The 26,016-nt window shown below is 54.1% G+C and carries 22 protein-coding genes; 7 read left to right on the top strand and 15 right to left on the bottom strand.

Features of this window, described 5'->3' with window-relative positions; all coding sequences use genetic code 11:
* Nucleotides 1-12: 12 nt before the first annotated feature.
* Nucleotides 13-2,133 carry a GreA/GreB family elongation factor gene (locus GT409_RS07825; protein ID WP_160628545.1) on the bottom strand — a complete coding sequence of 707 codons (2,121 nt, stop codon included), beginning with the start codon at nt 2,131-2,133 and terminating at the stop codon, nt 13-15.
* A 188-nt stretch (nt 2,134-2,321) separates the two neighbouring features.
* Between GT409_RS07825 and thrS the strand changes: the two genes are divergently transcribed.
* Both thrS and infC read left to right on the top strand, forming a co-directional pair.
* Complete coding sequence (thrS, locus tag GT409_RS07830) at nt 2,322-4,043, top strand: threonine--tRNA ligase (protein WP_160628546.1); 1,722 nt, start codon at nt 2,322-2,324, stop codon at nt 4,041-4,043.
* Nucleotides 4,044-4,128: 85 nt separating this feature from the next.
* Complete coding sequence (infC, locus tag GT409_RS07835; RefSeq protein WP_160628547.1) at nt 4,129-4,629, top strand: translation initiation factor IF-3; 501 nt, start codon at nt 4,129-4,131, stop codon at nt 4,627-4,629.
* A 100-nt stretch (nt 4,630-4,729) separates the two neighbouring features.
* Here the strand turns inward: infC and GT409_RS07840 are convergent, their stop codons facing one another.
* The 4 genes from GT409_RS07840 to gltB all read right to left on the bottom strand — a co-directional run bounded on the left by GT409_RS07840 (nt 4,730) and on the right by gltB (nt 11,804).
* Nucleotides 4,730-5,071, bottom strand: coding sequence for a zinc ribbon domain-containing protein YjdM (locus GT409_RS07840; RefSeq protein ID WP_160628548.1), 342 nt, complete (start codon nt 5,069-5,071; stop codon nt 4,730-4,732).
* A gap of 266 nt (nt 5,072-5,337) precedes the next feature.
* Nucleotides 5,338-6,804, bottom strand: a complete 1,467-nt coding sequence (locus GT409_RS07845) for a glutamate synthase subunit beta (protein ID WP_160628549.1) — start codon at nt 6,802-6,804, stop codon at nt 5,338-5,340.
* Nucleotides 6,805-6,855: 51 nt separating this feature from the next.
* The gene (locus GT409_RS07850; protein ID WP_160628550.1) at nt 6,856-7,218 is read right to left on the bottom strand and encodes a four helix bundle protein; all 363 of its coding nucleotides are present in this window, start codon (nt 7,216-7,218) and stop codon (nt 6,856-6,858) included.
* A 44-nt stretch (nt 7,219-7,262) separates the two neighbouring features.
* The gene (gene gltB / locus GT409_RS07855; protein WP_160628551.1) at nt 7,263-11,804 is read right to left on the bottom strand and encodes a glutamate synthase large subunit; all 4,542 of its coding nucleotides are present in this window, start codon (nt 11,802-11,804) and stop codon (nt 7,263-7,265) included.
* A 356-nt stretch (nt 11,805-12,160) separates the two neighbouring features.
* Between gltB and GT409_RS07860 the strand changes: the two genes are divergently transcribed.
* Nucleotides 12,161-12,706 (top strand): hypothetical protein, encoded by a 546-nt coding sequence (locus GT409_RS07860; protein ID WP_160628552.1) that lies wholly within the window; start codon nt 12,161-12,163, stop codon nt 12,704-12,706.
* A gap of 167 nt (nt 12,707-12,873) precedes the next feature.
* Here the strand turns inward: GT409_RS07860 and GT409_RS07865 are convergent, their stop codons facing one another.
* From GT409_RS07865 to GT409_RS07885, 5 genes are all read right to left on the bottom strand, one after another.
* On the bottom strand, nt 12,874-13,101 hold the full coding sequence (locus GT409_RS07865; protein WP_160628553.1) for a hypothetical protein: 228 nt from the start codon (nt 13,099-13,101) through the stop codon (nt 12,874-12,876).
* 37 nt (nt 13,102-13,138) lie between these two features.
* The gene (locus GT409_RS15900; protein WP_233231633.1) at nt 13,139-13,294 is read right to left on the bottom strand and encodes a hypothetical protein; all 156 of its coding nucleotides are present in this window, start codon (nt 13,292-13,294) and stop codon (nt 13,139-13,141) included.
* 238 nt (nt 13,295-13,532) lie between these two features.
* Entirely contained in the window at nt 13,533-14,957 is a 1,425-nt protein-coding gene (locus GT409_RS07875; protein ID WP_160628554.1) for an alpha/beta hydrolase family protein, read from the bottom strand.
* Nucleotides 14,958-15,497, bottom strand: a complete 540-nt coding sequence (locus GT409_RS07880) for a hypothetical protein (protein WP_160628555.1) — start codon at nt 15,495-15,497, stop codon at nt 14,958-14,960.
* Between the two features lie 129 nt (nt 15,498-15,626).
* A complete protein-coding gene (locus GT409_RS07885) occupies nt 15,627-16,505 on the bottom strand; it encodes a DUF4886 domain-containing protein (RefSeq protein ID WP_160628556.1) in 879 nt (292 codons plus the stop codon).
* Nucleotides 16,506-16,789: 284 nt separating this feature from the next.
* Between GT409_RS07885 and GT409_RS07890 the strand changes: the two genes are divergently transcribed.
* On the top strand, nt 16,790-18,103 hold the full coding sequence (locus GT409_RS07890; protein WP_160628557.1) for an MATE family efflux transporter: 1,314 nt from the start codon (nt 16,790-16,792) through the stop codon (nt 18,101-18,103).
* Between the two features lie 90 nt (nt 18,104-18,193).
* Nucleotides 18,194-19,594, top strand: a complete 1,401-nt coding sequence (locus tag GT409_RS07895) for an amidophosphoribosyltransferase (RefSeq protein WP_160628558.1) — start codon at nt 18,194-18,196, stop codon at nt 19,592-19,594.
* 178 nt (nt 19,595-19,772) lie between these two features.
* Here the strand turns inward: GT409_RS07895 and GT409_RS07900 are convergent, their stop codons facing one another.
* The 3 genes from GT409_RS07900 to GT409_RS07910 form a co-directional block, all read right to left on the bottom strand.
* The gene (locus tag GT409_RS07900) at nt 19,773-20,609 is read right to left on the bottom strand and encodes a hypothetical protein (protein ID WP_160628559.1); all 837 of its coding nucleotides are present in this window, start codon (nt 20,607-20,609) and stop codon (nt 19,773-19,775) included.
* A 220-nt stretch (nt 20,610-20,829) separates the two neighbouring features.
* The gene (locus GT409_RS07905; RefSeq protein ID WP_160628560.1) at nt 20,830-21,084 is read right to left on the bottom strand and encodes a hypothetical protein; all 255 of its coding nucleotides are present in this window, start codon (nt 21,082-21,084) and stop codon (nt 20,830-20,832) included.
* Between the two features lie 318 nt (nt 21,085-21,402).
* Complete coding sequence (locus GT409_RS07910; RefSeq protein WP_160628561.1) at nt 21,403-22,041, bottom strand: hypothetical protein; 639 nt, start codon at nt 22,039-22,041, stop codon at nt 21,403-21,405.
* Nucleotides 22,042-22,183: 142 nt separating this feature from the next.
* Here GT409_RS07910 and GT409_RS07915 point away from each other — a divergent pair, with 142 nt between their 5' ends.
* Entirely contained in the window at nt 22,184-22,369 is a 186-nt protein-coding gene (locus tag GT409_RS07915) for a hypothetical protein (protein ID WP_160628562.1), read from the top strand.
* 202 nt (nt 22,370-22,571) lie between these two features.
* Nucleotides 22,572-23,609 carry an META domain-containing protein gene (locus tag GT409_RS07920; RefSeq protein ID WP_160628563.1) on the top strand — a complete coding sequence of 346 codons (1,038 nt, stop codon included), beginning with the start codon at nt 22,572-22,574 and terminating at the stop codon, nt 23,607-23,609.
* A gap of 185 nt (nt 23,610-23,794) precedes the next feature.
* Here GT409_RS07920 and GT409_RS07925 read toward each other — a convergent pair whose 3' ends face one another.
* Both GT409_RS07925 and GT409_RS07930 read right to left on the bottom strand, forming a co-directional pair.
* Nucleotides 23,795-24,463 (bottom strand): PEP-CTERM sorting domain-containing protein, encoded by a 669-nt coding sequence (locus GT409_RS07925; RefSeq protein ID WP_160628564.1) that lies wholly within the window; start codon nt 24,461-24,463, stop codon nt 23,795-23,797.
* 275 nt (nt 24,464-24,738) lie between these two features.
* The gene (locus tag GT409_RS07930) at nt 24,739-25,860 is read right to left on the bottom strand and encodes a hypothetical protein (protein ID WP_160628565.1); all 1,122 of its coding nucleotides are present in this window, start codon (nt 25,858-25,860) and stop codon (nt 24,739-24,741) included.
* Nucleotides 25,861-26,016: the final 156 nt, after the last annotated feature.

A 26,016-nucleotide genomic window follows, 5' to 3' on the forward strand; every position in this document is an offset into this window, starting at 1 on the left:
AGCCTGTTCCTGTTATCCTTTTACCCATGCTTTGATGTGCTCGGGCAGCGGGGTGACCGCGGTGACAGTAACTTCAGCGCTGATGCCGCTGGAGGTCGGTACCTGTGTTTTTTCTCCGGCTTTGGCTCCGTTGAGCGCTTTGGCCATTCCGGCCTGACAGGAGATGATGTGCATCTGTTCATTCTGGTCCCACTCACCAAGGATGTAGTAGGTTTCGCGACTGCCGTCAGCGTATTCAAGTTCCACGCCGGTGGCGATGCCGGCGACGTCGTACGGGAAGCCGGCGAAATCGGTCGGCTTAACGGTATCGAGCGCATTCTGCAGCTCTTCGGCCTGCAGACCGAGCAGCCGCTGTTTTTCTTTGGCGTATTTGAACTCGGCGTTTTCGCGGAGGTCGCCGTAGCTGCGGGCCAGTTCAATTTCCTTGGAATTTTCCGGGATCTGTTTGCGGATGATATCCTCGAACTGATCCTTGCGGGCCTGATAGCTGCGGGAGGAGGTGATGCGCGGATTTTTCTCCTGTTTCGGTGCGGCGGTCTTCTTGAGAACCACTTCGTGCAGGTCGGGAGAAATTTTAATGATTTTGGCCTGCAGGCTCTGGCGGTCGAGCTTGCTCCATGCGGGCGACTCGCTGATGCGGCGCATGAAGTCGCGCTTCTGCGAGTCGGTCATGGCAGCCAGAATGGTTTTGAGCGAAGAGACGTTTTCGATCTGTTCGCGCAGCTGGTTCTGGGCGCGCAGGGCGGCGCCACCATGCTCCTGCTCAATCAGCTCAATGGTCTGGAAAGAGAGGTCGGCTTTGTCGTCCATGCCCCATGCTGCCGCTTTTTCTTCGTTGCGCAGGACCCACAGGAGCATGGCCGGGCTGCACTGCCGGCGACGAACGGTGTCGAGAATCTGTTCGCTGAGTTCTTCTTCGGCACCGTTGCGGATGAGTGCTTCGATGGTTTCGTTGAGTGCGGTGGTTCCGAATTCCGGCAGGCGTCGTAGCAGGAAGCTGCGGGCGGTTCCGGAGCCGTCGAACAGGCGGTTGATGAATGCCTGCATGAAGCGGGCCGGAAGTTCTTCGAGCAGGGCGGGCAGGTCGTCGAGTTCAGCCAGTTTGGTCAGCTCGGCGGCACAGTCGATATCGGTGGGCTCTACGCCGAGCTGTTCGGCGTAGACCAGTGCGCACGCAATCCAGCCGGGCTGATTGAGCGCGCCGCCTTTGATGGCGAAGGCGAGGCGGTCGGCGATGGCGTCGGCCATGTAAGGTTCAACCTCTTTTATGTTCTGCGCCAGGATCTCTTCGAATTTTTTGAAGAGAGCGGGAACGTCGCGCTCGGTCCTGAGTTTGGCAAACCATTCTTCGTCGTAGGCTTTGGCTTTGGTGCGGACGCGAATCGGCACAGAACGTTTTGTCGGGATTTCGATGAGCGGATCGTCTTTGAGATCTTTACGTGCGGCGGACCAGAATTTTTTCCAGCCGGATTCGTCGAACAGGTCGGGGACGAAGTGGTCTTCGAGCTGATTGACAGAGAGCGAGCCGTAGCTGCGCAGCGTGATGCGGATGATTTCGCCCGGCTCCTTTTTGAGCATCTCGGCGAATTTTTCCGGATCATTGTGGCGGATGGCCAGCAGGTGGTCGTCGTCGAGCACTTCAAGAGCTTCGGCGGCGTAGGAGAAGGCGAGTTCGTGGTCGCCTTTCTTTTCAAATTCAATTTCCACTTTCTGGTAGAACGCGTCGATGCGGTCGATGATGCCGAAGCCCCAGGTTTTGTTGTAGCAAAGCATGCCGCGCTTCATGGCGCGCAGGTGGCGCAGGCGCAAAAAAGCCTCTTCAATGGAAGAGGCTTTTTCGAAGGCAGGCTCGATAAACTTCTGCTCTTTACGGCTTGTGCTGAGGATATGCAGAAGTTCTTTCTGGGCAATAGCCGGGGATGATTCCTGTTTAAGAGCCATCCACTTGTAGACCGCAACGGCCCCGTCGAGCTGTTTTTTGTCGATCAGGTTGTCTTTGAGCAGTTCCGCCCACTCAAACGCGCGTACATCCTTGCCGTCGGCGGCGAGTGCATCAAATTCTTCGATCAGTTCGTCAACCGGAACGGTTTCCGCTTCGAGATGAGCAAGCAGTTGTTCTTCTGTTAGAGCCATGACTTTTCCTCCGTAAAAATGACCCGACACCATACGGCCTTCCGGGGATTCCGGCAAATCCAAAGGCGCGGAGATTTTTTCCGGGATTGGCCACCGAAACGGCGTTTTTTTCCGAAGTTTGGAAAACTGCAAGTCCTGCGGGGTCTGATTGACACGGAAAGCCTGCAAACGTATAGTCTGCGGCTCTTATGAAAAACGAAATTGCAATCGAAACGCTCCGTCACTCGACGGCCCACGTGATGGCCGCCGCCGTCTGCCGGATTTATGACAACGTCCAGCTTGATATCGGCCCTTCGGTCGAGAACGGCTTTTACTACGATTTTGACCTGCCTGAGCGCATTACTCCGGAGGACTTCGAGAAGATCGAACACGAGATGAAAAAAATCGTGAAAGAGGATCTTCCGTTCGAGCGCATCGAAGTGAGCCGTGCTGAAGCCGAAGCCATGCTCGTCGGGCAGAAGTACAAACTCGAACGTCTGGCCGACATTCCGGAAAATGAAGTGGTTACCTTTTATAAATGCGGCGATTTCTTTGATCTCTGCCGGGGTCCGCATCTCGAGAGCACCGGACAGATTCGGGCCTTCAAGGTTCTGAACGTGGCCGGCTCCTACTATCGCGGCAAGGAAACCAATCCGATGCTGCAGCGCCTCAACGGCACGGCCTTTACCAACGAGAAGCAGCTGAAGCTCTACCTGAAACAGCTCGAAGAAGCCAAAAAACGCGACCATCGCAAACTCGGAACGGAGCTGGATCTGTTCAGCATTCATAACGAAGTCGGCCCCGGCCTGGTGCACTGGCATCCGAAAGGTGCGCGCATTCGCTCGCTGATCGAGGAATACTGGCGTCAGGAGCACTTCCGCAACGGCTACGAAATCCTTTACACTCCGCACGTCGGAAAAGCCAATCTGTGGGAAACCTCCGGGCATCTCGATTTCTACGCCGAGGGCATGTACGCGCCGATGGAGATCGACAAGTCGGACTACTATGTGAAACCGATGAACTGCCCGTTCCACATCAACATCTATAAAGCGGGCCTGCGTTCCTACCGCGACCTGCCGTTGCGCTGGGCCGAGCTCGGCACGGTATACCGCTACGAAAAAGCGGGCGTTCTCCACGGCCTGCTGCGTGTGCGCGGTTTCACCCAGGACGATGCACATATTTTCTGTACGCCGGAACAGATCGAAAGTGAAGTGGCGGAGGTGATCCGCTTCTCGAACAACATCTGGAAAACATTCGGATTTGAAGAGATTACTGCCTACCTCTCCACCCGCCCCGAGAAAGCGGTTGGCGAAGAAGCCCGCTGGGCGCAGGCGACCGAGTCGCTCAAAGCAGCGCTTGAAGCCGAAGGCATTCCGTACGAAACGGACGAAGGCGGCGGCGCATTCTACGGTCCGAAGATCGACCTCAAGATCAAGGATGCCATCGGCCGCGAGTGGCAGATGAGCACCATTCAGTTCGACTTCAACCTGCCTGAGCGCTTCGACCTGACCTATGTCGGCGAAGATGGCGAAAAGCACCGTCCTTATATGGTGCATCGCGCGCTCTTCGGCAGTATCGAACGTTTCTTCGGTATTCTCGTCGAGCACTACAGCGGGGCCTTCCCCGTCTGGCTCGCTCCGGAACAGGTGCGCGTTCTTCCGCTCAGCGCGGATCAGATCGATGCCGCCGGTGAACTGGCGGCCGAGCTGCGTAAAGAAGACATTCGTGTGACCGTCGAAACCAAAGACGGCAAAATCGGCGCCAAGATTCGCACAGCGCAGATGGACAAAGTTCCATACATGCTGGTGCTCGGGGCCAAAGAAATCGAAAGCGGCGAGCTGGCTGTGCGTGACCGTACCGGAGCGCAGGAGACGATGAGCCGTGCTGATTTTATTGAAAAAATAAAAAATGCTGTGCAAAGTAAGGCATAAATAGAAACCAGAGACCCAGGGGGAAATTATCGCAAGTCCGAATTATAAAGGTAGGGGCCGACCGCGTCGTGAGTTTGGTCCGCGTATGAACAATATGATCCGCGTGCCGGAAGTCCGCTGCATCGACGAAAACGGAGAGCAGCTCGGCATTATCCCGACACGCAAAGCGTTAACCCTCGCTCATGAGGCAGGCCTTGATCTGGTCGAAATCACCGCCAGTGCGAAGCCGCCCGTTTGCCGCATTATGGACCACGGCAAATTCAAATATGAGCAGGACAAAAAGAAAAAAGAGCAGAAGAAGAAACAGTCTGTTGTTAAGCTCAAAGAGGTCAAGTTTCACGTCAATGTTGGGGAGCATGATTACGAAACCAAACTGCGCCATGCCTTCGAGTTTCTGGAACACGGCGATCGCGTCAAATTTTCACTCATGTTTCGCGGGCGTGAAAACGCTCACCGTGAACTCGGGTTTGAGCTGATGAAGCGAGTTACTGCCGATATTGCCGAAGTGGCAACCGTTGAGCAGGCTCCGCGCCTGCAGGGGCGCAACATCTTCATGATGGTCGTTCCGAAGAAGACGAAAAAATAATTCGGAAGCTTCGATTGCTGCCTGTTTAATCCGTACGCATGGGGTGCCATGCTGTACGGATTTACTTTTTCCAAACATTGGAAAACGAACCCGGCGGCTTTTAGACTTTTTTGACGAACTCAGACTTCAGGCCCATTGCGCCGATACCGGGAATTTTGCAGTCGATATCATGATCGCCGTCGACAAGACGAATGCCTTTGACCTTGGTGCCGACCTTGACGACCTGCGATGACCCTTTGATTTTCAGGTCTTTGATCACCGAAACCGTATCGCCATCCTGAAGCACATTTCCGTTGGCATCTTTGATCACGTTTTCATCCGAGAGGGCTTCAGATTCTTCATTTGGGTTCCACTCGTGTCCGCAGTCCGGGCAGACCAGCAGTGCACCGTCTTCGTAGGCATATTCGGAATCGCATGTCGGGCAGTTGGGAATGTCGCTCATAGTCGTGTCCTTTTCAAAAGCCGGGGAGTTAAACACAAACCCAATCGTTGTTCCAGACCTGCGGAGATTTTTTTGACCGGGTCTGTCGGGAGCAACGCTCTGGGCATAAAGCTTCTCAACAGATGCATTGAACGAATCCCTCCGCCTCGGGGGATCCTTCTCCATGTGAACGGGAACCGGATGGGTTCGGGTTTCCGCTCGTTCTTTAAGTCTTCGCAACCGTGCGCGGGAGTTCCTCTTTGAAAAGCTCTTTTCTTCCGTTGGTTTTACCTTCTCGGCAGTTCGCCGTTACCCTTGGTCGGCAGGCAGGATTCTTCCATCAGATATTCATCGACGCAGCGCGCGGTTTCGCGGCCTTCGGAAATCGCCCAGACGATGAGCGACTGCCCGCGCCGGCAGTCGCCGGCGGCAAAGATCTTTTCAACAGAGGTCTGATAGTTTCCGGTGGTTTTGATGTTCCCACGTTCGTCGAGTTCGATGCCGAGTGCTTGGATGGCGTTGTCCGGTTCCGGGCCGGTGAAGCCCATGGCCAGCAGAACGAGGTCGGCGTCCCATATTTTTTCGGATCCGGGGACTTCGTCCATGGTGGCGTTGCCGGTTTTTCGCTCGCGGTTGAATTCAACGTTGACGGTTTTGACGCCCGTGACGTGACCGTCTTTTCCGATAAATTCTTTGGTGAGAATGCAGTAGTTGCGCGGATCGTGTTCGGCTTCGCGGTGGGAAGAGCTGGTGCGCAGTTTCATCGGCCAGTAGGGCCAGGGCTGGTGAGCCGGGCGGTCTTTCGGAGGCTGCGGGAACAGCTCGAAGTTAACAACGCTTTTTGCGCCGTGCCGGATCGATGTCCCGACGCAGTCGGAGCCTGTATCGCCCCCGCCAATAACAATTACGTTCTTTCCTTCGGCGCAGATCTGCGGTTTCTCGAAGTCGCCTGCACAGGTTTTATTCTGCAGCGGCAGGAAGTCCATCGCGAAGTGAATGCCTTCCTGGTCACGGCCGAGAATCGGCATGTCGCGGCCCTTGGTTGAGCCGATGGCCAACACGATGGCGTCAAAGCTTTTCAGCTCGTCGTCGGACAGGTCGGTGCCGACGGAAGCGTTTGTTTTGAAGGTGATGCCTTCGGCTTCGAGCACCTCCAGGCGGCGGTCGATGACCCATTTTTCGAGTTTGAAGTCCGGGATGCCGTAGCGGAGCAGTCCGCCGATGCGGTCCGCGCGTTCAAAAACAGTCACCGTGTGGCCTGCGCGGTTGAGCTGCTGTGCGGCAGCCAGTCCGGACGGACCGGAGCCAATCACGGCGACAGTCTTGCCGGTGCGTTCCTCGGGCGGTTCGGGTTTTACCCAGCCTTCTTTGAAAGCATGTTCAATAATATGCTTTTCAATATTCTCGATGGTAACTGCCGGTTCATTAATGCCAAGCACGCAGGCCTCTTCGCATGGAGCCGGGCAGAGGCGTCCGGTGAATTCCGGGAAGTTGTTGGTCGCGGAAAGAACTTCCCACGCCTGCTTCCAGTGACCGTTGTAGGTGAGGTCATTGAATTCCGGAATGATGTTCCCCAGCGGACAGCCGATGTGGCAGAACGGGATCCCGCAGTTCATGCAGCGGGCTGCCTGATCCTGCAGTTTGTCTTCACCGAACGGCTGATAGACTTCCTTGTAATCGTGGATGCGCTCCGAGACCGGACGTTCCATCGGTGTCTTGCGTTCAAATTCTTTAAATCCAGTTGGTTTTCCCATGGTTCGTCTCCTTCGGAGACGGAGAAGGCTTTAGACCTTAGGCTTTGGGCCTTAGGGCTGTTCTCCGCCCCCTTTCCTTAATGCGTTAATTAAACCGTTTAGTACACGTGCGGTTTCTGCCGCTGATTCTTCCAGGTTGTTATCTGACAAATATCCAAGACGTTTCGCCAGCGATGACTGGTAGCCCAGTTCTTTTGCTGATCCGTATGCATCATCCAGAAACCGGAGATAATCTTTTTCCGTATTTCGAGCACATCCTTCTACGATATTTGATGGAACGGAAACTGCGGCACGCCGCATCTGAGATGTTAGTCCGTAAATTTCCTCTCTTGGAAAAGTGGACGTTTCCAGGTAGGTCTGCAGAGCCAGCGCATCCGCCAGTTCAAATGCTTTCAGGTTCCGATGATCTCTCATTTCCTCTGCCTAAAGTCTAAGGTCTATAGCCTAAAGCCTTTCCTCTACTCTCCCGTGCGTTGTTCATCGGCGAGCATGGCCAGTGCTTTTTTGTAATCGACGGGGATGACCTTGATGAATTTCTTCAGGGTGTTGTTCCAGTCGGTAAGCAGTCGCTCCGCCTTCGGGCTGCCGGTCAGGGCGAGATGCTTTTCGACGCGATCGCGGAGGAACGCAAGATCCTCTTTTTCCAGCGGGTCAAAATTGACCATTTCCGGGTTGCATCGGTTTTGGATGAAGTCTCCCGCTTCGTCGAGAACGTAGGCAATTCCGCCGGACATTCCCGCCGCGAAGTTGCGGCCGGTCGGGCCGAGGATGACCGCGCGGCCGCCGGTCATGTACTCACAGCCGTGGTCACCGATTCCTTCGACCACGGTGATGGCTCCGGAGTTGCGGACGCAAAAACGCTCCCCGGCCAGCCCGTTGATGAATGCTTCTCCTTTGATGGCTCCGTAGAAAGCGACATTGCCGATCAGAATATTTTCTTCCGCTTTGAAGCTGGATGCTTCCGGTGGACGGATGATCAGGCGTGCGCCGGAAAGCCCCTTGCCGAAGTAGTCGTTGGCGTCGCCTTTCACATTAAAGGTGATTCCGTGAGCGCTGAATCCGCCAAAGCTCTGGCCGCTGTTGCCGGTACAGTTGATCGTGATGGTGTCTTCCGGCAGTCCTTCGGCGCCGTATTTTTTGGAGATCTCATGCGAGAGCATTGCGCCGACGGTGCGGTAGATGTTCTTGAGTTCCACATTGATGACGACTTTCTCGCCTTTTTCGAGCGCAGGAGTAGATTGTCTGATCAGTTCGTGGTCGAGCGCCTGGTCGATTCCATGATCCTGCTTTTCGGTACAGCGGATTCCGATGGAGGCATCCACTTCCGGTTTGTAGAGGATCTTTGAATAGTCGAGGCCCTGGGCTTTCCAGTGGGCAACCGCTTTCTGAACGTTCAGGCGTTCGGAATGACCGACCATTTCATCAATGGTGCGGAAGCCGAGTTCGGCCATGATACTGCGCAGATCTTCGGCGATGAAACGGAAGAAGTTGACGACGTATTCCGGTTTGCCCGCGAATTTTTTACGCAGTTCCGGGTCCTGAGTGGCAACCCCGACAGAGCAGGTGTTCATGTGGCACAGGCGAAGCATAATGCAGCCCATGGTGATGAGCGGCGCGGTGGAAAATCCGTACTCCTCGGCACCGAGGAGGGCGGCGACGGCGACGTCGCGGCCGGTGAGTAGTTTTCCATCGCATTCGACGCGGATCCGGCTGCGCAGGTTGTTGAGAACCAGCGTCTGCTGGGTTTCGGCGAGGCCGAGCTCCCACGGAAGTCCTGCGTGTTTGATGGATGCCTGCGGCGAAGCGCCCGTTCCTCCGTCGTATCCGGAAATCAGGACGACGTCCGCTTTTCCTTTTGATACGCCGGCAGCAACCGTTCCTACACCGACCTCAGACACAAGTTTCACGTTGATGCGGGCCGACGGGTTTGCGCTCTTCAAGTCATAGATGAGCTGGGAGAGATCTTCGATCGAATAGATATCATGGTGTGGCGGCGGCGAGATGAGCGTCACATACGGTGTGGAGTGGCGTGTTTTGGCGATCCACGGTTTCACTTTGTGGCCGGGCAGCTGTCCGCCTTCTCCCGGCTTGGCGCCCTGTGCCATTTTAATCTGAAGTTCGTCGGCGTTGGTCAGGTAGTGGCTGGTGACACCGAAGCGTCCGGACGCCACCTGCTTGATTGCGGAGCGGCGCAGGTCGCCGTTTTCATCCGGCGTAAAACGTTCGGCATCCTCTCCTCCCTCGCCGCTGTTGGATTTTCCGCCGATACGGTTCATTCCGATCGCGAGCGTCTCGTGTGTTTCCTGCGAAATAGACCCGTAGGACATCGCGCCGGTTTTGAAACGTTTGACAATTTCCGTCCACGGTTCGACCTCACTCAGCGGAACGGGCTCGGCGGATTTATCAAACTCGAACAGTCCGCGCAGTGTGGCAAGGTTTTTGCTGTTGTCATTGATGAGCTCGGCGTATTCGTAATAGCGGTCAACGCTGTCGGTCCATGTGGCTTCCTGCAGTTTGGCGACGGCCAGCGGGCTGAGGATGTGCTCTTCACCGTTGCGGCGCCACTTATAGGCTCCGCCGATGTCGAGTTTGAGATTGCCGGCAACCTTGCGGGCCGGGAATGCGGATTTGTGACGGGCTTCCGCCTCTTTGGCAATGTCGTCGAGGCCGATCCCTTCGATGCGGGATGCGGTCCCGGTGAAGTAGTGGTGGATGACGTCGCTGTTAATACCGACGGCTTCGAAGATCTGGGCGCCGCGATAGGAGTGCAGGGTGGAGATCCCCATCTTGGACATTACTTTGAGCATGCCCTTGTTGATGGCCTTGATGAAGTTGCTGTTCGCGGTGGCGGAATCACCGTCGAGCAGTCCCTCCTGGATCATGCTGTCGAATGTTTCGTAAGCCATGTAGGGGTTGATCGCGCCGGCGCCGTAGCCGAACAGCAGGCAGAAGTGGTGGACTTCGCGCGGCTCGCCGGATTCGATTACGAGACCGGCCTGTGTGCGCTGGAGTTTGCGGATCAGGTGATGATGAACCGCACCGGTTGCCAGCAGCGCCGGAATCGGGGCCTTTTCTTTGTCGGCGCCGCGATCGGAAAGAACCAGTAGCGTGCAGCCGTCTTTGATGGCCTTCGATGCGTTTTCGCACAGTTCCGCCAGTGCGGCTTTCAGGCCGTCACCGCCGTCTGCGACGTTGTAGAGCATCGGCAGCGTAACCGCTTTGAGGCCTTCGCGGTCGAGCTTCTTGATTTTAGCCAGCATCTCGTTGGTGAGGATCGGTTGTTTCAGTTTGAGCTGACGACAGTGCAGCGGGGTCTCTTCAAACAGGTCCTGTTCGGTGCCGATATTAGTCCGTACAGAGGTGACGCATTTTTCGCGTATGGCGTCGAGCGGAGGGTTGGTGACCTGCGCAAAGAGCTGTTTAAAGTAGTTGTAAAGCAACTGCGGCTTTTCGGCCAGCACAGCGAGCGGCGTGTCGATTCCCATTGCACCGGAAAGTTCTGTGCCGGTTTTCGCCATCGACATTAGAATATGGTTCTGGTCCTCCATGGTGAACCCGAACATGCGCTGGCGTTCATTGATGGTTTCTCTGTCAGCCGGGGCTGTTTTTTCGGTTGGGAGTGTTTCAAGGTCGACGAGATTTTCTTTCAGCCATTCTCCGTAAGGCTGCTGTTGAGCCAGCTCGCTTTTGATTTCTTCATCGGGAACGATGCGGCCTTTTTCCATGTCTACCAGGAACATGCGGCCCGGCTCAAGACGTCCTTTATATTCCACGTTGGCGGGGTCGATGTCCACGATGCCGGTTTCTGACCCCATGATCACATAGCCATCCTTGGTGACGACATAGCGTGAGGGACGCAGGCCGTTACGGTCGAGGATTGCGCCGAGGCAGGTGCCGTCGGTGAACGGAATCGAGGCCGGGCCGTCCCATGGCTCCATCAGGGTGGAGTGATACTCGTAGTAATCCTTTTCCTGCTGAGACATCGTTTTGTGGTTCTGCCATGCTTCGGGAATCAGCATGCTCATTACGTGCGGCAGCGAGCGCCCGGTGTGGTAGAGCAGCTCAACCGCCTGGTCGAGCGAGGCGGAGTCCGACAGGCCGGGCTGGATAATCGGGAACAGACGCTCGATGTTGTCACCGAACAGGGTGGATTTGAACAGACCCTGGCGGGCGTTCATCCAGTTGAAGTTTCCGCGCAGCGTATTGATTTCGCCGTTGTGGCAGAGCACGTGAAACGGCTGAGCCAGTTTCCATGCCGGGAAGGTGTTGGTGCTGAAGCGCTGATGAACGAGCGCCAGGGCGCTCTCAAATTTTGGATCGAGAAGGTCGGGGTAGTAATGCTCCATCTGCTCCGGCAGCAGCAGGCCCTTATAGATGATGATCCGGCAGGTCAGGGTTGGGATGTAAAAATCATCCTTGTTCACCATGTCGGAGTGGAAAATGGCATTTTCCGCCGTCTTGCGGATGAGGTAAAGCTTGCGGTCGAAGGTGCGTTCGTCGGTGATTCCTTCCCCGCGGCCGATGAAAATCTGCATCATGGCCGGCTCGGACTTTCTGGCGATGTGGCCGATGCCGGAGTTATCGGTCGGAAGCTCACGCCAGCCGAGGAGGGTTTGTCCTTCGGACTCAATTGCTTTTTCCAGGGTTTGGATACACTGAGCGCGTTCTGCTTCATCCTGCGGCAGGAAAACAAGGCCGGTGCCGTATTCTTTTTCGCCGGGGAGTTTGATACCGATCTCTGCGCATTGTTCTTTATAGAAGGCATGAGGGATCTGAAGCAGGATCCCCGCACCGTCGCCGGTGAGCGGGTCGGACCCTGCCGCGCCGCGGTGAGTCAGGCGCACCAGAATTTCGAGCGCGTGGTGAATGATATCGTGTGATTTTTTTCCGTGCAGGTTGCAGATGAATCCTACGCCGCAGGCATCATGTTCATTTTGCGGGTGATACAATCCCTGCGGGTTCGGAAAGTGTTTCGGTTGAGCAGTTGAATTTTTATTCATAACAAGCCTCTGTCTCAAAAACGGCAATACCCGATCTTTTCGCTCTTGTTTTGCGGCGAAGGTAGAATATCCCTTTCGGTTTGTCTACAAAACCTGTTTCTTTTTTCGAACCAAGGCCGCTCCGTTCAGGGGTGAAAACTCTAACAGAGTTTTTCAGACCTTGGAAGTCATAGTATGACGGATTTTTTCTTTTTCCAATAGTTGGGAAATCCCGGGAGGCCGTTGATCGGGTCTGATTCGACCGCACCGCAGGGCAACGGAACAAAAGGGAGTCGGATACATATGGTATTCAGAGTCTTTTCCCTGTAGAAAACGGTGTCGGCTACGAACATTCTGAATTTGATGAGAGGCGGTTTATGGCGGAAAAGCATCACATAATCAAAGAGGTTCGGGGGTTTTATGCGGTACAGTCGCTTTGCGTGCTGCGGCGGACTCCCGGTGTCAGTTTTGATGCGGTTTCCATGAAGCGGTTGGGTCGCATTGATGCTGTTGATCGGGTCATTCATCAGGGCGGTGCGGTGTCGCCGGGTCCGGTTGGTTCGGTCGCTCGACCATGGTATATGCATACAGCGCAGGTGGATAATCTGCTGGTACTGCATGGGAAACGGGTTGTAGATATCTACCATTCTGATCATGGACTGCATCAGTTTGAAATTACTGCTGATCGTGTTTGTCTGGATGGAAAACTTCTCTTTGACGGACCGGCAATGCTGACGTGGTACCGGCATGTTTTTCACCGGGTACAAAGTGATCACCAGGTTGGTTCCGCCTCTCTTAATTTCGCTTTGCGCGATGAGTCCTTTGACTTGGATACCAATTTTTCAGTGTATCGGCTGGATACTGAAACCGGCGGGTTTGAAGTAATCCGGAAAGGGAGTCTTGACCAACCCGGCGGCAACTGACAGTAGCCTTGTTTCAGCCGATTATTGAACAAGGCAGCGCGGCCCTGTTCCAGCTCTGGGAAGTTTTTTGGGTGCAGATACGGGCTGGAACTTTTTATGCCGGTGCTGATTTGTTGAACGGGTTTTGTTTTTCCGCAGTGCAGCGTTCGGACTCATCAAATTTCCGGTCAGCATAGAGAAGCCGGCGTAAATGATTTCGATGTACACTTCATTGTTGCCGAAGGTCCAGCGATGGCCCCTCCGGCCAGCTGAGTCAGGATGTCGGTTTCACGACAGGATTCCAGATACTTCAGAGAGAGGGAAACGGTCGGTGCAGCGGAGGACTTCGCTGCCAGGTCGAGGCAGTCATTCAGCCGGGGCGGAGTTCCGGTAATGAGGTAGGTGATACTTTTCATATAAAGTCTATCTGGTTAGTCGCGTTTGGCTTAAAATTTATATGAGTTCCGCGACGGTGGCGGTTTCCATTTTCTGTGCGATGAAACCGCGGATGTCGCTGAAAACCTTTATTAATTTCGGGCTGTTTTCAGCGGGGGTGTGCTCATAAAAGTATTCGCTGACGGATCCGACCGGGGCCAGTGCGCTGTCCATCAGCCGAACCGCCTCCGCCAGGGAAATCTGATCCGGCGATTTGACGAGCTGATAGCCGCCGGTTTTGAGAAACAGCAGAATCTGCTCCAGGAATTCTTTGGAATGTTCCGCCGTTCCGCAATTGTCTGGATTGTCAGAAGCCCCCTCCCGTAATTGGCCGAAAGCTCAATCATTGCCAGGCAGGCGTCCAAAGGCTGGAGTCGCCGTTTCCAAATCCTGGAAAAAGAACAGGGGGGGATTAAGGAGCCAGGAATGAATCGAACCAGAGTTTAGCTGCCTGGAGGCACGGAAAGAATCCATCGGAGTGATCACCCGCCGGATAGGGGTCGAAGAGGGATACCAGATTGGTCGATGCGCCGGCCTCGATGAATGCGTTCATAGCCGTGACCGAATTGCTGTACGGGACGATGGTGTCTGATGCGCAATGGAAGAAGCAGGTCGGGGTGGTCGGGACCCAGTCACGGTAGGTGTCGTTTTTCCGAAGGGCAGCTGCGAATGGGTGGTTTTCATCACTCTTTACTTCGTTGATGAACGTTTCGGTGAAGATTTCGCGCGGGACTGCCGGCATTTGGTCGTTGATCTCATATCCGTAGTGGTTCCCATCGAAGAGGGGCGGGAGAGTGGAGGCATATGGTTCGTTGAAGAAATCCGTGATCGTGCCGAAGCTGTAAACCGAATTAAGGCCCAGAATAACATAGGGAATATATGCCGGATAATTATAGGATTCTCCGGAAAAGATCAGCGGTTTCATAACGCCGGACAGGTCGTGCGGGCCGGCCATCGGCGCTGACGCTGTAAGCGGGAATTCATCAGCATGATTCTGCTCCAGCTCTTTTTGCAACGCCAGAGTGGCGTGTCCGCCTTGCGAATAGCCGGCAATGAACAACTGTCCGTTGGGTTGGGGCAGTTCCGTGTAGCTTTCCAGAACAAATAATGCGGCGCGCATCATGTCTACGGCAGAGGTTGCTTCTGAGCGGGCATGAAGATAAGGATGTGTGCCGGAAGATGCGCCAAAGCCGGGATAGTCCGGCATGCATACGGCATAGCCGCTTGACGCCAGCAGAGCCCCGGCAAGACCTTCGCCGTAAACATGTCTGACTGAAGGCACCTCTTCATTCGCAAACATGGTTCCGTGCAGCAGGGAGATCGCAGGAATTTCGGCGGGTGGTTGAGGAAAGGAGTCAATGCCGACAGGCATAATCAGCAGTCCGGAAGCGTTGGTGGAGATATGGCGCGCATCAAATGTGGAATAGTTGATGGTTACGGCGGCTACGCAATAGGTGACCAGGTTTGTTGGAACACCATAGTATTCGCAGATATTGACAAGATTTGTGGTATCAATGATCCCGAGCATCTGAGCGTCAGTGACAGTTCCCCGACTGACATGATTGACTTTATAAAAAGTCGAAGGCGCGGAGATGTCTTCGGACCAGTTGGTTGCCGAACCGGGCCACTCGTCATGACCGCCCGCCGGGGACCATATGCTGTCGGAAAGGTTGGTGCTGGTCAGCAGTTCAAATCCGTCGCTGTCGGGGTGTGCCGGCTCGGTCCATTCCAGCAATACCTGCTGTGAAGGCGTTGTTATAAGTTGAGTGATGGACGCTCCGAAGACGTTTAGCGCAGTCAGTGCGCCGCAAATGAAGATGTTGAATTTTTTCTTCATTTAAAATCTGGTTCCTTCCGGTCCCCGGCTCACGTTATCCAGCCTGATACGTTTTGTGCCGCTCAGCTCGTAGACCTCCACGCCATCGATCGGCTCCACCACCACTTCGTATTTTTTGCCGGTCTCCGGAGTGAACACAGAGGTGGTGAACTGACATTGATAGGAGTGGCGGGCGCTGGTTTGGTAACGGGTGCGATAAAGATTGCGCAGCGGAACTCCGGCTTTGACCGTTTTGGATAATGGCGCTTTTCCGCAGCTGCCGAGCAGGGCGGGATGGTCAGAGAACTGTTCGGATTCATAGGCGTAGACCGCCGTCGATTGAACGACTCCATGCCTGCTGGAAAAGCTCTCTCCCGCAAAGCTGTCGATATCGGTTTCCGGAATGACTTCCCCGGTGATTACAGAGAAAAAGTGCTCTTTGCCGGTATCCTGAATGTACACAACTGTGGCGGTGGGCCCAGTCCATCCCGACATGTAAATGCCGGCACATCCCGACAGTAAAACGACCGCAATCCCGCAAATCAACCATTTAAGCTTCATATCAACCTTTCGCATAGTCCCTGATAAAGACGGGATTATTATACAGGCTTGATGAGCTTTACAGGTTTTTTGTGCTCTTAAAATAATTGGCGCAAGATCAATCTCACGGTCTCGTGCCGTGCCGGTGCATTACTGTTTTTCTGTGTAACTCGACTCGGTAATGGCGAACGGAGTTTGGATGGCATTATTAACCGCTTCTTTGATAACGGGCAGAAGCGTCTTCGGCACTTCAGTCGCATCAGGCACCCATGAAACCTCCTCGATCGAGGCTCCGGTCAGCGTTTTGACCCAGGTCATTCCCACAATGTACCGTCCAAGGTTCAGGGACATATGGAAACCGTCGCGGGTCAGTGTGTCTCCGATATAACTGGTGCGCATGTTCTGGATGGCAGTTCCGGACGGAATAATGAAATCAAATGCTTTGTTCGGCGCAATTTTTTTCGTAACAGCAGTGACGATGGCGTTGTACATGGTCATCTGATCTTTGTCGTATTTTGCAAAGCCGCCGTGGCTGCTGTCCTGCTGATAGGCCCAGATCATCTGCCAGCCGAGTTTGGCGTCCGGGTTGGTTTTCCTGCTGTTGATATAGGTGATCAGATGATCCAGATCGGCGTTGTAGGTTTCCGGCAGTCCGCTGCAGTGACTGACCTGCTGAATGGTAATAATGTCCCACGGTTCATCCAGCAGTCCGTATTCCATCGTGCTGTTTCTGCGGTCAATCCATGTGCCGGATGTGTTTTTCCGATAATTGTAGTCCGTGATGTCAGCCTTCGCACTCCTCCAGTGCCGCTCGAGCGAGCAGCCTCCGATCACCAGGTTGCCAAGGGTTACCTCCTGAATTCCCGCATTGGTCGCGATGGAGTAGGCATGCTCCAGGCCGTCCACGCTGAAGCTGTTTCCGATTGCCAGAATCCTGATGGACCTGGGCGGGGTTGTTGATTCCGCTGAGAGGCTTGTGTTTGCAAGAAACAACCCGGCGAGACTGGCGATGAGAATATATTTTTTCATAGCAGGTAAGGATAGCAGATCCTGAACGGACAGCAATTCGAATACCTGAACAGAAGCCTTTTCGACTTTCAGATTTGCCAGTCTCTTCCTTTCGGTCCCGGCCCGTTCTGTTCGGGAACGGTTCGAGTTGACAACCGGACCGATTTCAGTAGGTTTTTGCGCCAACAGAGACTCTGGTAACCGGCTGAGGTTCTTGTGGGTTCCTTCCTGCTCTTCCGGTTGTATTCCAGCTTCTCACGAAGGGGCTCCGGTGTGTTGTGCACAAAAGAAACCACGGAGTTCGCGTGAGAAAATATCTATCCATTATTCGAGAATTGCTGTTTTTTATGCTGCCGGTGCTGGGGGGCAGGGTCAGTGAAATCCTGTTCGGGGTCGGTGATGTGCTGGTGGCCGGGCGCTATTCCATTGAGGTCCTTGGCGCGATGGGCGTTGCCTCCGCATTCTTCTTTCCGTTCCTGGTGTTCGGGGGCGGCATTATGTCTGCGATCAGTCCCATCAAGGCGCGGCTGCTCGGCGCAAAGCAGCCGACGCATCAGGTTCCGATTTCATCCCTGGCACTGGCGGCCTGGATCGGCGGGGCGCTCACCGTTCTTTCGCTGCTGGTGACCCGGTTTGTGGTGCCCCTGATCGGGTATGAGGCGGGCTTCGAGCGGCTGATACAGACCTACCTCTACATCTGTGCGTTTTCCATTGTGCCGGCGCTGCTTTTTTCCGCACTCAAAGAGCTGCTGCTGGCGCGGTCCATAACGATGGCCCCCAATCTGCTGCTGTTTGTCTTCAACTTTTTCAATATCGCAATGAATGCGTGGCTGATGTTCGGCTGGGGACTGGGGATCGCCGGCGCGGCCATCGCCACCGTGCTGTCCCGCACGCTGATGCTGGCGGCGCTGTATGCCTATTCGCGCAGCCGGCTCTCCTGGCACCCGAAAATCTGCAGCCGAACGGTCCGCGAGGTCTGGAGCGTCGGCCTGCCCGCCGGCGTGATTCCGCTGATGACGGCTCTGCTGTTTGCGCTGGTGGCGATTCTGGCCGGCCGGATGTCGGTGGTGACGGCGGCGGCCAACAATGTGCTCATCAATGTCACCTCATTGACCTATATGATCCCGCTGTCGCTGTCGGGGGTGACCGCCGTGAAGGTCGGCCGCGCCTACGGCGCCGGGAGCCTGCGGAGCGTGAAAGAGTACGCGGTGGCCGGGGCGCTGGTCGGAACTCTGCTGGCGGCGGTCAGCGCGGTGCTGTTCCTCGCGGTGCCCGAGGGGATTGTGAGCATTCTGACCAATCAGGCCGACGTCATTGCGCTGGGAGCATCGCTGCTGCTGTTCGTGGCCATCTATCAGATCCCCGATGCGCTGCAGGATGTGCTCATCGGCGCGCTGCGCGGCATGGGCGAAACCCGAATCCCGCTCGTCCTGACGGGCATCAGCATGTGGCTGATCGGCCTGCCCGCCGGATGCTGGCTGGCCTATGCGCGCGGCATGGAATCGGCCGGGCTCTGGGCCGGGCTCTCAATCGGCCTGGTGACCGACGGCATTCTGCTGCTGTTCTTTTTCCGGCGCAAACTGCGGGCGCTGCGCACGGCGCCCGAAAGTCTTTGTTAGTTGGCCAAAAAGACGGGCTAATCCCTTTTGTTCAATATCCGTTTCTGTTAAATCAGCTTTTTGCGCAGATAACGAACCGGGAGATACGACATGGGTGGCTTTTTTGGAGCGGTTTTAAACCGGGACTGTGTTTCGGATGTGTTTTATGGGACGGATTATCACTCCCACTTGGGAACCCAGCGCGGCGGGATCGCAACGCTGAGTGATGACGGCAGTTTTACTCATTTCATTCATGACATTCGCAATGCCCAGTTCCGCTCAAAGTTTGACAGCGACTTTGATAAAATGAACGGAAAGATGGCTATCGGCGTCATCAGCGACTATGAAGACCAGCCGTTGATCATTAACTCCCGGCACGGCCGCTACGCCATTGCCACGGTTGGCGCCGTTCAGAATGCGGCGGAACTGGAGGAGGAAGCCTGTGCTGCCGGAGTTCATTTCTCCGAAATGAGCGGCAACGAGGTGAATCCTACGGAGCTCATCGCGCATCTGATCAACCAGGGGAGTGATTTCGCGGACGGGCTCGCCGGCGCGCAGGAGGCGATTGAGGGATCCGCCTCGATTCTCCTGCTGACGAAAGACGGAATTTATGCCGCACGCGACAGGCTGGGCCGGACGCCGGTGATTGTCGGAAAAGGCGAAGACGGCTATGCGGTCACGCTGGAAACCTGTGCGCTGCCCAACCTGCAGTATTCTGTTGAGCGCGAGCTCGGCCCCGGCGAGATTGTCCGGATCACCGCGGAGTGCGTGGAACGCTTGAAATGCCCCGGCGACTGCATGAAGTTCTGCACGTTCATGTGGGTCTATTATGGTTATCCGGCCTCCTCCTATGAAGGGCACAACGCGGAGGATGTTCGCAATGAGTGCGGGCGGAAGCTGGCTCAGGCCGATGACGTGACCGCCGACTGCACCTGCGGCATTCCCGATTCCGGCACGGCCCATGCCCTCGGATACGCTCAGGAGTCCGGGCTTCCGTACCGGCGCTCCTTCGTAAAATACACCCCCACCTGGCCGCGCAGCTTTATGCCGCAAAACCAGACGGAACGGAATCGTGTTGCAAAGATGAAGCTCATTCCGGTTCGTGAGTTTATTGAAGGCAAGCGGCTGCTTTTCTGTGAAGACTCCATCGTGCGCGGAACGCAGCTTCAGGACACCATCGACCGGCTCTACACCGAATACGGCGCCGAAGAAATCCATATGCGCGCGGCCTGCCCGCCGCTGGTCTTCGGCTGCAAATACCTCAACTTTTCCCGCTCGCGCTCCATCGACGCACTCGCAACGCGCATTGCCATCAAAGAGCTGGAAGGCGAGTACAAACATCTCGATGAATATGCCGATGCAACCTCTGAAAAATATGAGGCCATGGTGGAAAAAATCCGCGAGCGCCTCAATCTGACCAGCCTGAAGTTTCAGACGCTGGACGACCTGGTCGACGCCATCGGGCTGCCCAAAGAAAAACTCTGCACCTACTGCTGGGACGGACAGGAATAGAGCACGTCCTTAATAGTGTGCATAAAAGCCCCCCCCCGCTGGGCGGCTTTTTTTGATTGGATGAACAGGATGCTGGTCACAGCTCGGCTGCCGACCTTCTTTGCTTTTCCTGTGCCGGGACAGCGCTTCACGTTTTATACGGAACTTGTCGGTTTTGTATCAGCTTGCGGAGCCGGGTTCAGCTTCTTGCTGTATGCAGACGACGGTATACGAGCATGGCCGCCCCGGAGAGTAAGATGAGCGAACAGGTTGTTGGTTCCGGGATGGTTTCCACAAACTTTGAGAAGACAAGCTGGTCTGCTCCGATGCCTAGAAACTTGACGGTGGTCTGTTCGGTTCCATCCTCGTTTTGGAAGGTGAATCCATCGGGATCGAGCGCATCGGTGAGCGAGTATCCGTTCAGAACACCTCCGCTGAAGTGTGTCCAGTTCCAGTAATCGAAAGTACGGGCTCCTGTTGTGGTATAATAAGCCTCTAAGGTGCCATCAAGCGACAGGTTATACCAAAAGCCGTCTTCTGCGGCGATCCCCAGCCCCGCCGCGGGGTTCAGGCCATCCAGGTCTCCGCCGCCGGAGAACTGAGTCCACGAGTAATCCGCTACGAGCGCTCCGCCAACGCCGTAAAACGACGTGGTGTCGTCAGCATCCACAAGATAGTATCCATCGTCCATCAGATCCACGAACCCGGAATTGCCGACGATGTTCTCGCCGTTGTGCGGCCCGCCACGGAGGGGCTGGGTGGAAATGTCGGCCACTCCAACCAGAGTTGTATAATTGTACTGTTCTCCGAAACCGCCGGAATCTGCAATACGCAGTTCGCCGTCCTCAACTCCCAGAAAATTTGGGTGGGAGAGCATGGATTCCAGCGATGAACCGGCGAATTCATAGCGGCCTGATCCGGACAGTGTGTAGCGATTCATGTCGTAGGTGGCGGCTCCGGTAAATTCGTTGTAAGTAACAATCGACAACACTCCTGCATGGGACTGGGGGAGAGCCATCAGCAGGAGAGTCGGCACGAGCCTTCTGACATGCAGAAGGCCCGGTCCAAATGGATGTGCACGATTCCTGTTCATCAAACAATTTGTCCTTATCTGCGTTCTTGTGTGTGATTTCATTGGTTTCCTTTTTTAAATACATCGGAAAAACCCTTATCCAAAAGGCTGGAGAAAATTCCCGAAAGTTTTTTTGGGGGCTTTATAGAAGAAGAACCGGTGAGCTGTTTTGATTGTTCGCGATTTATGAGAGGAAGAGGCGGCGGTATGCAAAAAGACCACCGCCGATATAGCCATTCGCCGAATTCTCGATAGCCGCGCCGTTCAGGATCGACAGGGAATTACCCGAACTGTTGTTTCCCACAGCCACACCGTTAAAGGAATTTGTCTGCGCGACGTCGTAGACGGCAGCCGTGCCGTTTTCAAGCGTCAGACTGTTTTGAGCCGTCGCGACGTGCGTGCAGCCGGCCATAAATGCAATGAATAATTTTTTCATCATAATACCTTTCTTATTCAAAACGAATCTAAGTTGTTACCAACAAGGAGAATCAGTATAAGCGTTTTTTTGAGAGAAAGGGGGTAAAAGAGGCGGGGTGTTATCGCGGTTTATGTGGCTATTTTGGTAAAAAACGGGGGGCGAGTTCGTTTGGGATGCCGAACCAAACCGTTTTTTGTGTTTTCTGCGGTGAACCATGGCCGGTGCTGCCGACCACCGGCCATGGTCCAGATTCCGCAACTGCCGCCGCGGAGGGCCAAAAACTCCCGGCAGGAGAAGAAGGCGCCGGAAGCCTTTGGGTTCTCCCGTGGCGGAATTTTTTTATGAAAGGCAGCAGACGAAGAGGTATTTTCTGCCGGTAAGGTCTGTTAACGTATGTCTTGCCGATTCGGGAACGGGTTTCACTGTGATTGTCGGGTTCAGCACATCATAATGGTAGGTCTTATCCTTTTCCATGTTCCCGCTTGGGTCGAAAAAATATAGAGATGGACCGGCTACATAGGAAACCTGGAGGGCATTGAAATTCACGGTTAGATGATGGAGCAGTGTATATGGGTCCGGAGCCTGACCATTGGTTCCGCCGGAATAGCCGCTCTTAAAACAGATGCTTCCCAAATGAAACCAATACTCACCCAGACAGGATGGTCCGGGGAGTGAGAAAAAGTCGTAAATATCGGTAAATCCTTCAGAAATGCTTCCGCCGAACGAATATATTCCATCGAACCCATCCGATCCTGAGAGAGTGAAGGAAATATCGCCAACGGCGCAGAAATCGACATGTTTATTATCATCAGCCGGTTGAACGGGAGTAGTGTCGAAAACGCCGGACCACACAAACTGCGCGTTTTGCAACGGACCAAGCGGGCCGGAAAAAGATCCTGAATAGGTGATCTTAACCAGTTTAGCCTGAGTTGCAAAGGTCGCTGCAAAAACAACAACAGCAAGGATATTCTTTTCCACGCTCTTTCCCTTTATTGAATGAAAGCAATTGATAACAAAGGATGGATGTGTTCCTGGGAGAAGGGAATGGAAGTCGCGAGGTATTTACGCAGTTTGCGTGGTTATTTCAGCGAAAACGAGCTGACGGGAGGGGCGGAAATAGATGCGGTCGGGTTCACTCGAACTGTCGGGCGAAGAAGTCGAAGTCGATCAGGGGAAGCCGCTCGGCTCCGGGATCATTCTGTCTGCACCGACTTTCTTCGCAAAGGCCAGAGGGAGCCAGACAACCGCTTCTTTTTCTGAAGGGATAACAGGATACGGGCAAAGCTCCGTCATCGCCCACCGTTGAACTGCTGCAGTTCTCCGGAGCCGCGCACGGTTTTTCTCAACTCGTTGAAAAAAGAGATGCGCGGAGGTCCAGCTTTTTTCCAATGGCTGAATACGCAGGCGCTGGCTGGAGTTAAGGTGGTGGAAAACGGTTTTTTGAAAAAATAACCCGAACGTTTTCCGTATTATGTTTTAATATGTAGACAGAACGGAGGTTCATTAAGATGAACGTGTTTAGAAATGGATTTCTGGCGGGTATGGTCGCCCTGCTTCTGCAGGGATGTTCCACAATACCACAAAACAGTGTTTACTGGGTGAGGGGCTTTAAAGTGGAGGGTTCCGCCGGCGCGGGAAAAATGAAAAGCCTGCAGGTCTACAGAGGCGATCACCTTGCCGATGCGACGTGGGAAAATTTTCACGCCCTGATCGCCGGGTTTGACTTTGAGCCCGGGTTCCTGAAGAAGATTGAGGTGAAGGAAGAAAACCTGGCGCTTGAAACGTTGCCCGCCGATACGTCTTCAATTAAATATACTCTTGTTCAGGAATTGGAGAGACTGGCGGATCCTTGTTTTGAGCTCGAAGGCGATTGGATTCTTGCATCGATCAGTTCGGGGCCGGTTAACCGGATGGTTAAGCTTCCGACGTTAAGCCTGTCGCTGAATGAAATGCGGATCAGCGGTTCGGGCGGGTGCAATCATTATTCGGCGGCTGTCAGCAGGTTGACCGACAGCAATATTATGCTGGGTCCGGTTGCTGCCACGAAGCGTGCTTGTGTAAACAAAAATATTGAGGCCGATTATCTGGCAAATCTGAATAGAGTAAAACAATACGCTCTGGTTGATTCCAGACTGGTTTTCTCAGACGAGAAAGGAACGGAGCTGCTGGCGTTTATCAAAAAAAGTGAGCCGCCTGCCGATCCGAGACTGCATGATGTCTGGGGACTTCTTCGCATTGCCGGCAAAACCGTCAGCCCGAAGCAAGGGCCGCATCTGGAAATCAACCTGACTGACAAACAGGTGTTCGGGAATGACGGGTGCAATGATTTCCGGGGAGCCATCGAACATGCAGCCGGCAGTTCAATTACATTGGGCACAATCGCTTCAACCCGGAAAATGTGTATGGATATGGAGGTGCCTGATGCGTTCAGCAAAGCTTTGGGGAATATGGCAGGCAAAGCTGTAAGTTATAAGATTTCCGGATTAACCCTCGTCTTTCTGGATGCCGACGGCAACGAGTTGCTGGCGTTTAAAAAAGCAGATTAGAGTCGCCCGGCGGGCGAATTTAATCTGATGTGAGAAAAGGCTGCGGTTTTTGATAAGCGCTTGGGTTTTCGGTTGCAGGAGAAGAAGAGTAATCATTCCGCCTTAACACTCGAACAGCCAAAAACTCCTGGGAAATAAGGAAAACCCAGAAGTTTTTGGGGTTCTTCAATGAGGAGAACCAAAGTTTATGGAAGGAAGCGGCGGTCGTGGCGCCGGAAGAAGAAGAGCCCTCCGCTGGCGAGGCCGATTAAAGTGAGTGTCGCCGGTTCGGGAACCGCCTCTACTGTTATCGCCGGATTCATTACAGTATACATGTATATGATAGGATTTTCTGGGTCATGAGCAGAAGGGCTGGAGAGCAAGAGCTCGTCCATATACAAAAACCGGGAGTCATTAAAATCCAGAGTCAGATTGTTGAGCAGAGTATTGGGGTCCGGCGCCAGCCCATCGGTTCCCCCGGAATAACCGGCACTGAAATAGGTGCCTCCTGAAGTAAGAGTGTACTCTCCTAAGGACAAAGGCCCGTAGAATAATAAGAATACATCATATTCTGGATAGAAGTACTCGTTGATCTGCCCGGTAAAGGAATATGTTCCGTCGAGACCATCCGATCCTGATACGGTGACGGACACATTATCAACGGCATAGAAGGCTGCGGCATATATATTATTTTGAGCGGGAGAGGTGTCGAATAAGCCGGACCACTCGAACTGCGCATTCTGCAGGGGCCCGTTCCCGGGCCATTCATTGCCTGTCTTATTAAAAAAAGTTCCTGAGAAAGTGACCTCAACCAGTTCCGCCAGAGTTGACAGAGCTGTAAAAAAAACGGCCATGACGAGGATCTGCTTTTTCATGCTCTTCCTTTCTTTGTTCAACAAGAGCGATCAAACAACTGATGTTGAATGTTTTTCAGGGAAAAGAGGATGGGAGATGCGGGGAATTGGTGTGATTTGTGTGGCTGCTTGCCTGTAGACGGACATACAGCATTCCCGGCAGAGACTTCCCTCAAAACACGAAGATTGCGCAACGACGGTTGTTTTTTGATGGAATGAACAGGATGCTGGTTACAGCTCGGCTGCCGACCTTTTTACTTTTTCTGTGCCGGGGCAGAGCTTCACGTTTTATTACTTTACTGCATTTTATCCAAACTGAAGAATTTCTGATCCTGATCCGCCTTTACATAAATAATGATATTTGAGCCGGACGCTGTGGAATAGCTGAGGTTTGTTTCGATGAACGGATCCAGCCCGTTTGTTGACTGTCCAACTACGCTCCATGCGGTATTGGTTGTCAGCTCTTGTGCGGTTTTCAGATAAAAGAGTTCCGGGTTGTTACTATTGACTTCCAACTTCATCACTGTCGATGAAGCGGAAGAGATCCCCATAAATTCCGCCGTGTCCGGTTCCGGGATGGTTTCCACAAACTTTGAGAAGACAAGCTGGTCTGCTCCGATGCCTAGAAACTTGACGGTGGTCTGTTCGGTTCCATCCTCGTTCTGGAAGGTGAATCCATCGGGATCGAGCGCATCGGTGAGCGAGTGTCCGTTCAGAACACCTCCGCTGAAGTGTGTCCATGTCCAATAATCGAAAATACGGGCTCCTGTTGCGGTATAATAAGCCTCCAGGGTGCCATCGAGCGACAGGTTGTACCAAAGGCCGTCTTCTGCGGCGATCCCCAGCCCCGCCGCGGGGTTCAGGCCATCCAGGTCTCCGCCGCCGGAGAACTGAGTCCACGAGTAATCCGCGGCGAGCACCCCGCCAACACCGTAAAACGACGTGGTATTGTCAGCATCCACCAGATAGTATCCATCGTCCATCATGTCCACAAACCCGGAATTGCCGACGATGTTTTCTCCGTTGTGCGGCTCGCCGCTGAGGGGCTGGGTGGAAATATCGGCCACTCCGATCAGGCTCACATAACTGTACTGTTCTCCGGAACCGCTGGAGTCTGCAATACGCAGTTCGCCGTCCTCAACCCCCAGAAAATTCGGATGGGAGAGCATGGATTCCAACGATGCTCCGGCGAATTCATAGCCGCCTGATCCGGACAGTGTGTAGCGGTTCATGTCGTAGGTGGCGGCTCCGGTAAATTCGTTGTAGGTAACAATCGACATCATCCCTGCATGGGACTGGGACAGCATCATCAGCAGGGCGGCAGGCACGAGTTTTCTGACATGCAGGAGACCCGGTCCAAATGGATGCGTGCAATGTGTCCTGTTCTCCAAACAGTTGGCTTTTGTCCGATCTTTCATGGTCTCACCGTCTTTTTTTACAGTTTCGTTTGAATACCTTATTTCCACGAGCAGGGGCTAATATAGGCCCTTTGCTCGAGAAAAAGAGATGAGAGCCATGAGGAACCGTTGTGCTTTATGTGGCTATTTGCGGAAAAATGTGCTGGGAGAGGGGGG

It is taken from the genome of Tichowtungia aerotolerans (assembly GCF_009905215.1).
Classification (GTDB): Bacteria; Verrucomicrobiota; Kiritimatiellia; order Kiritimatiellales; family Tichowtungiaceae; genus Tichowtungia; species Tichowtungia aerotolerans.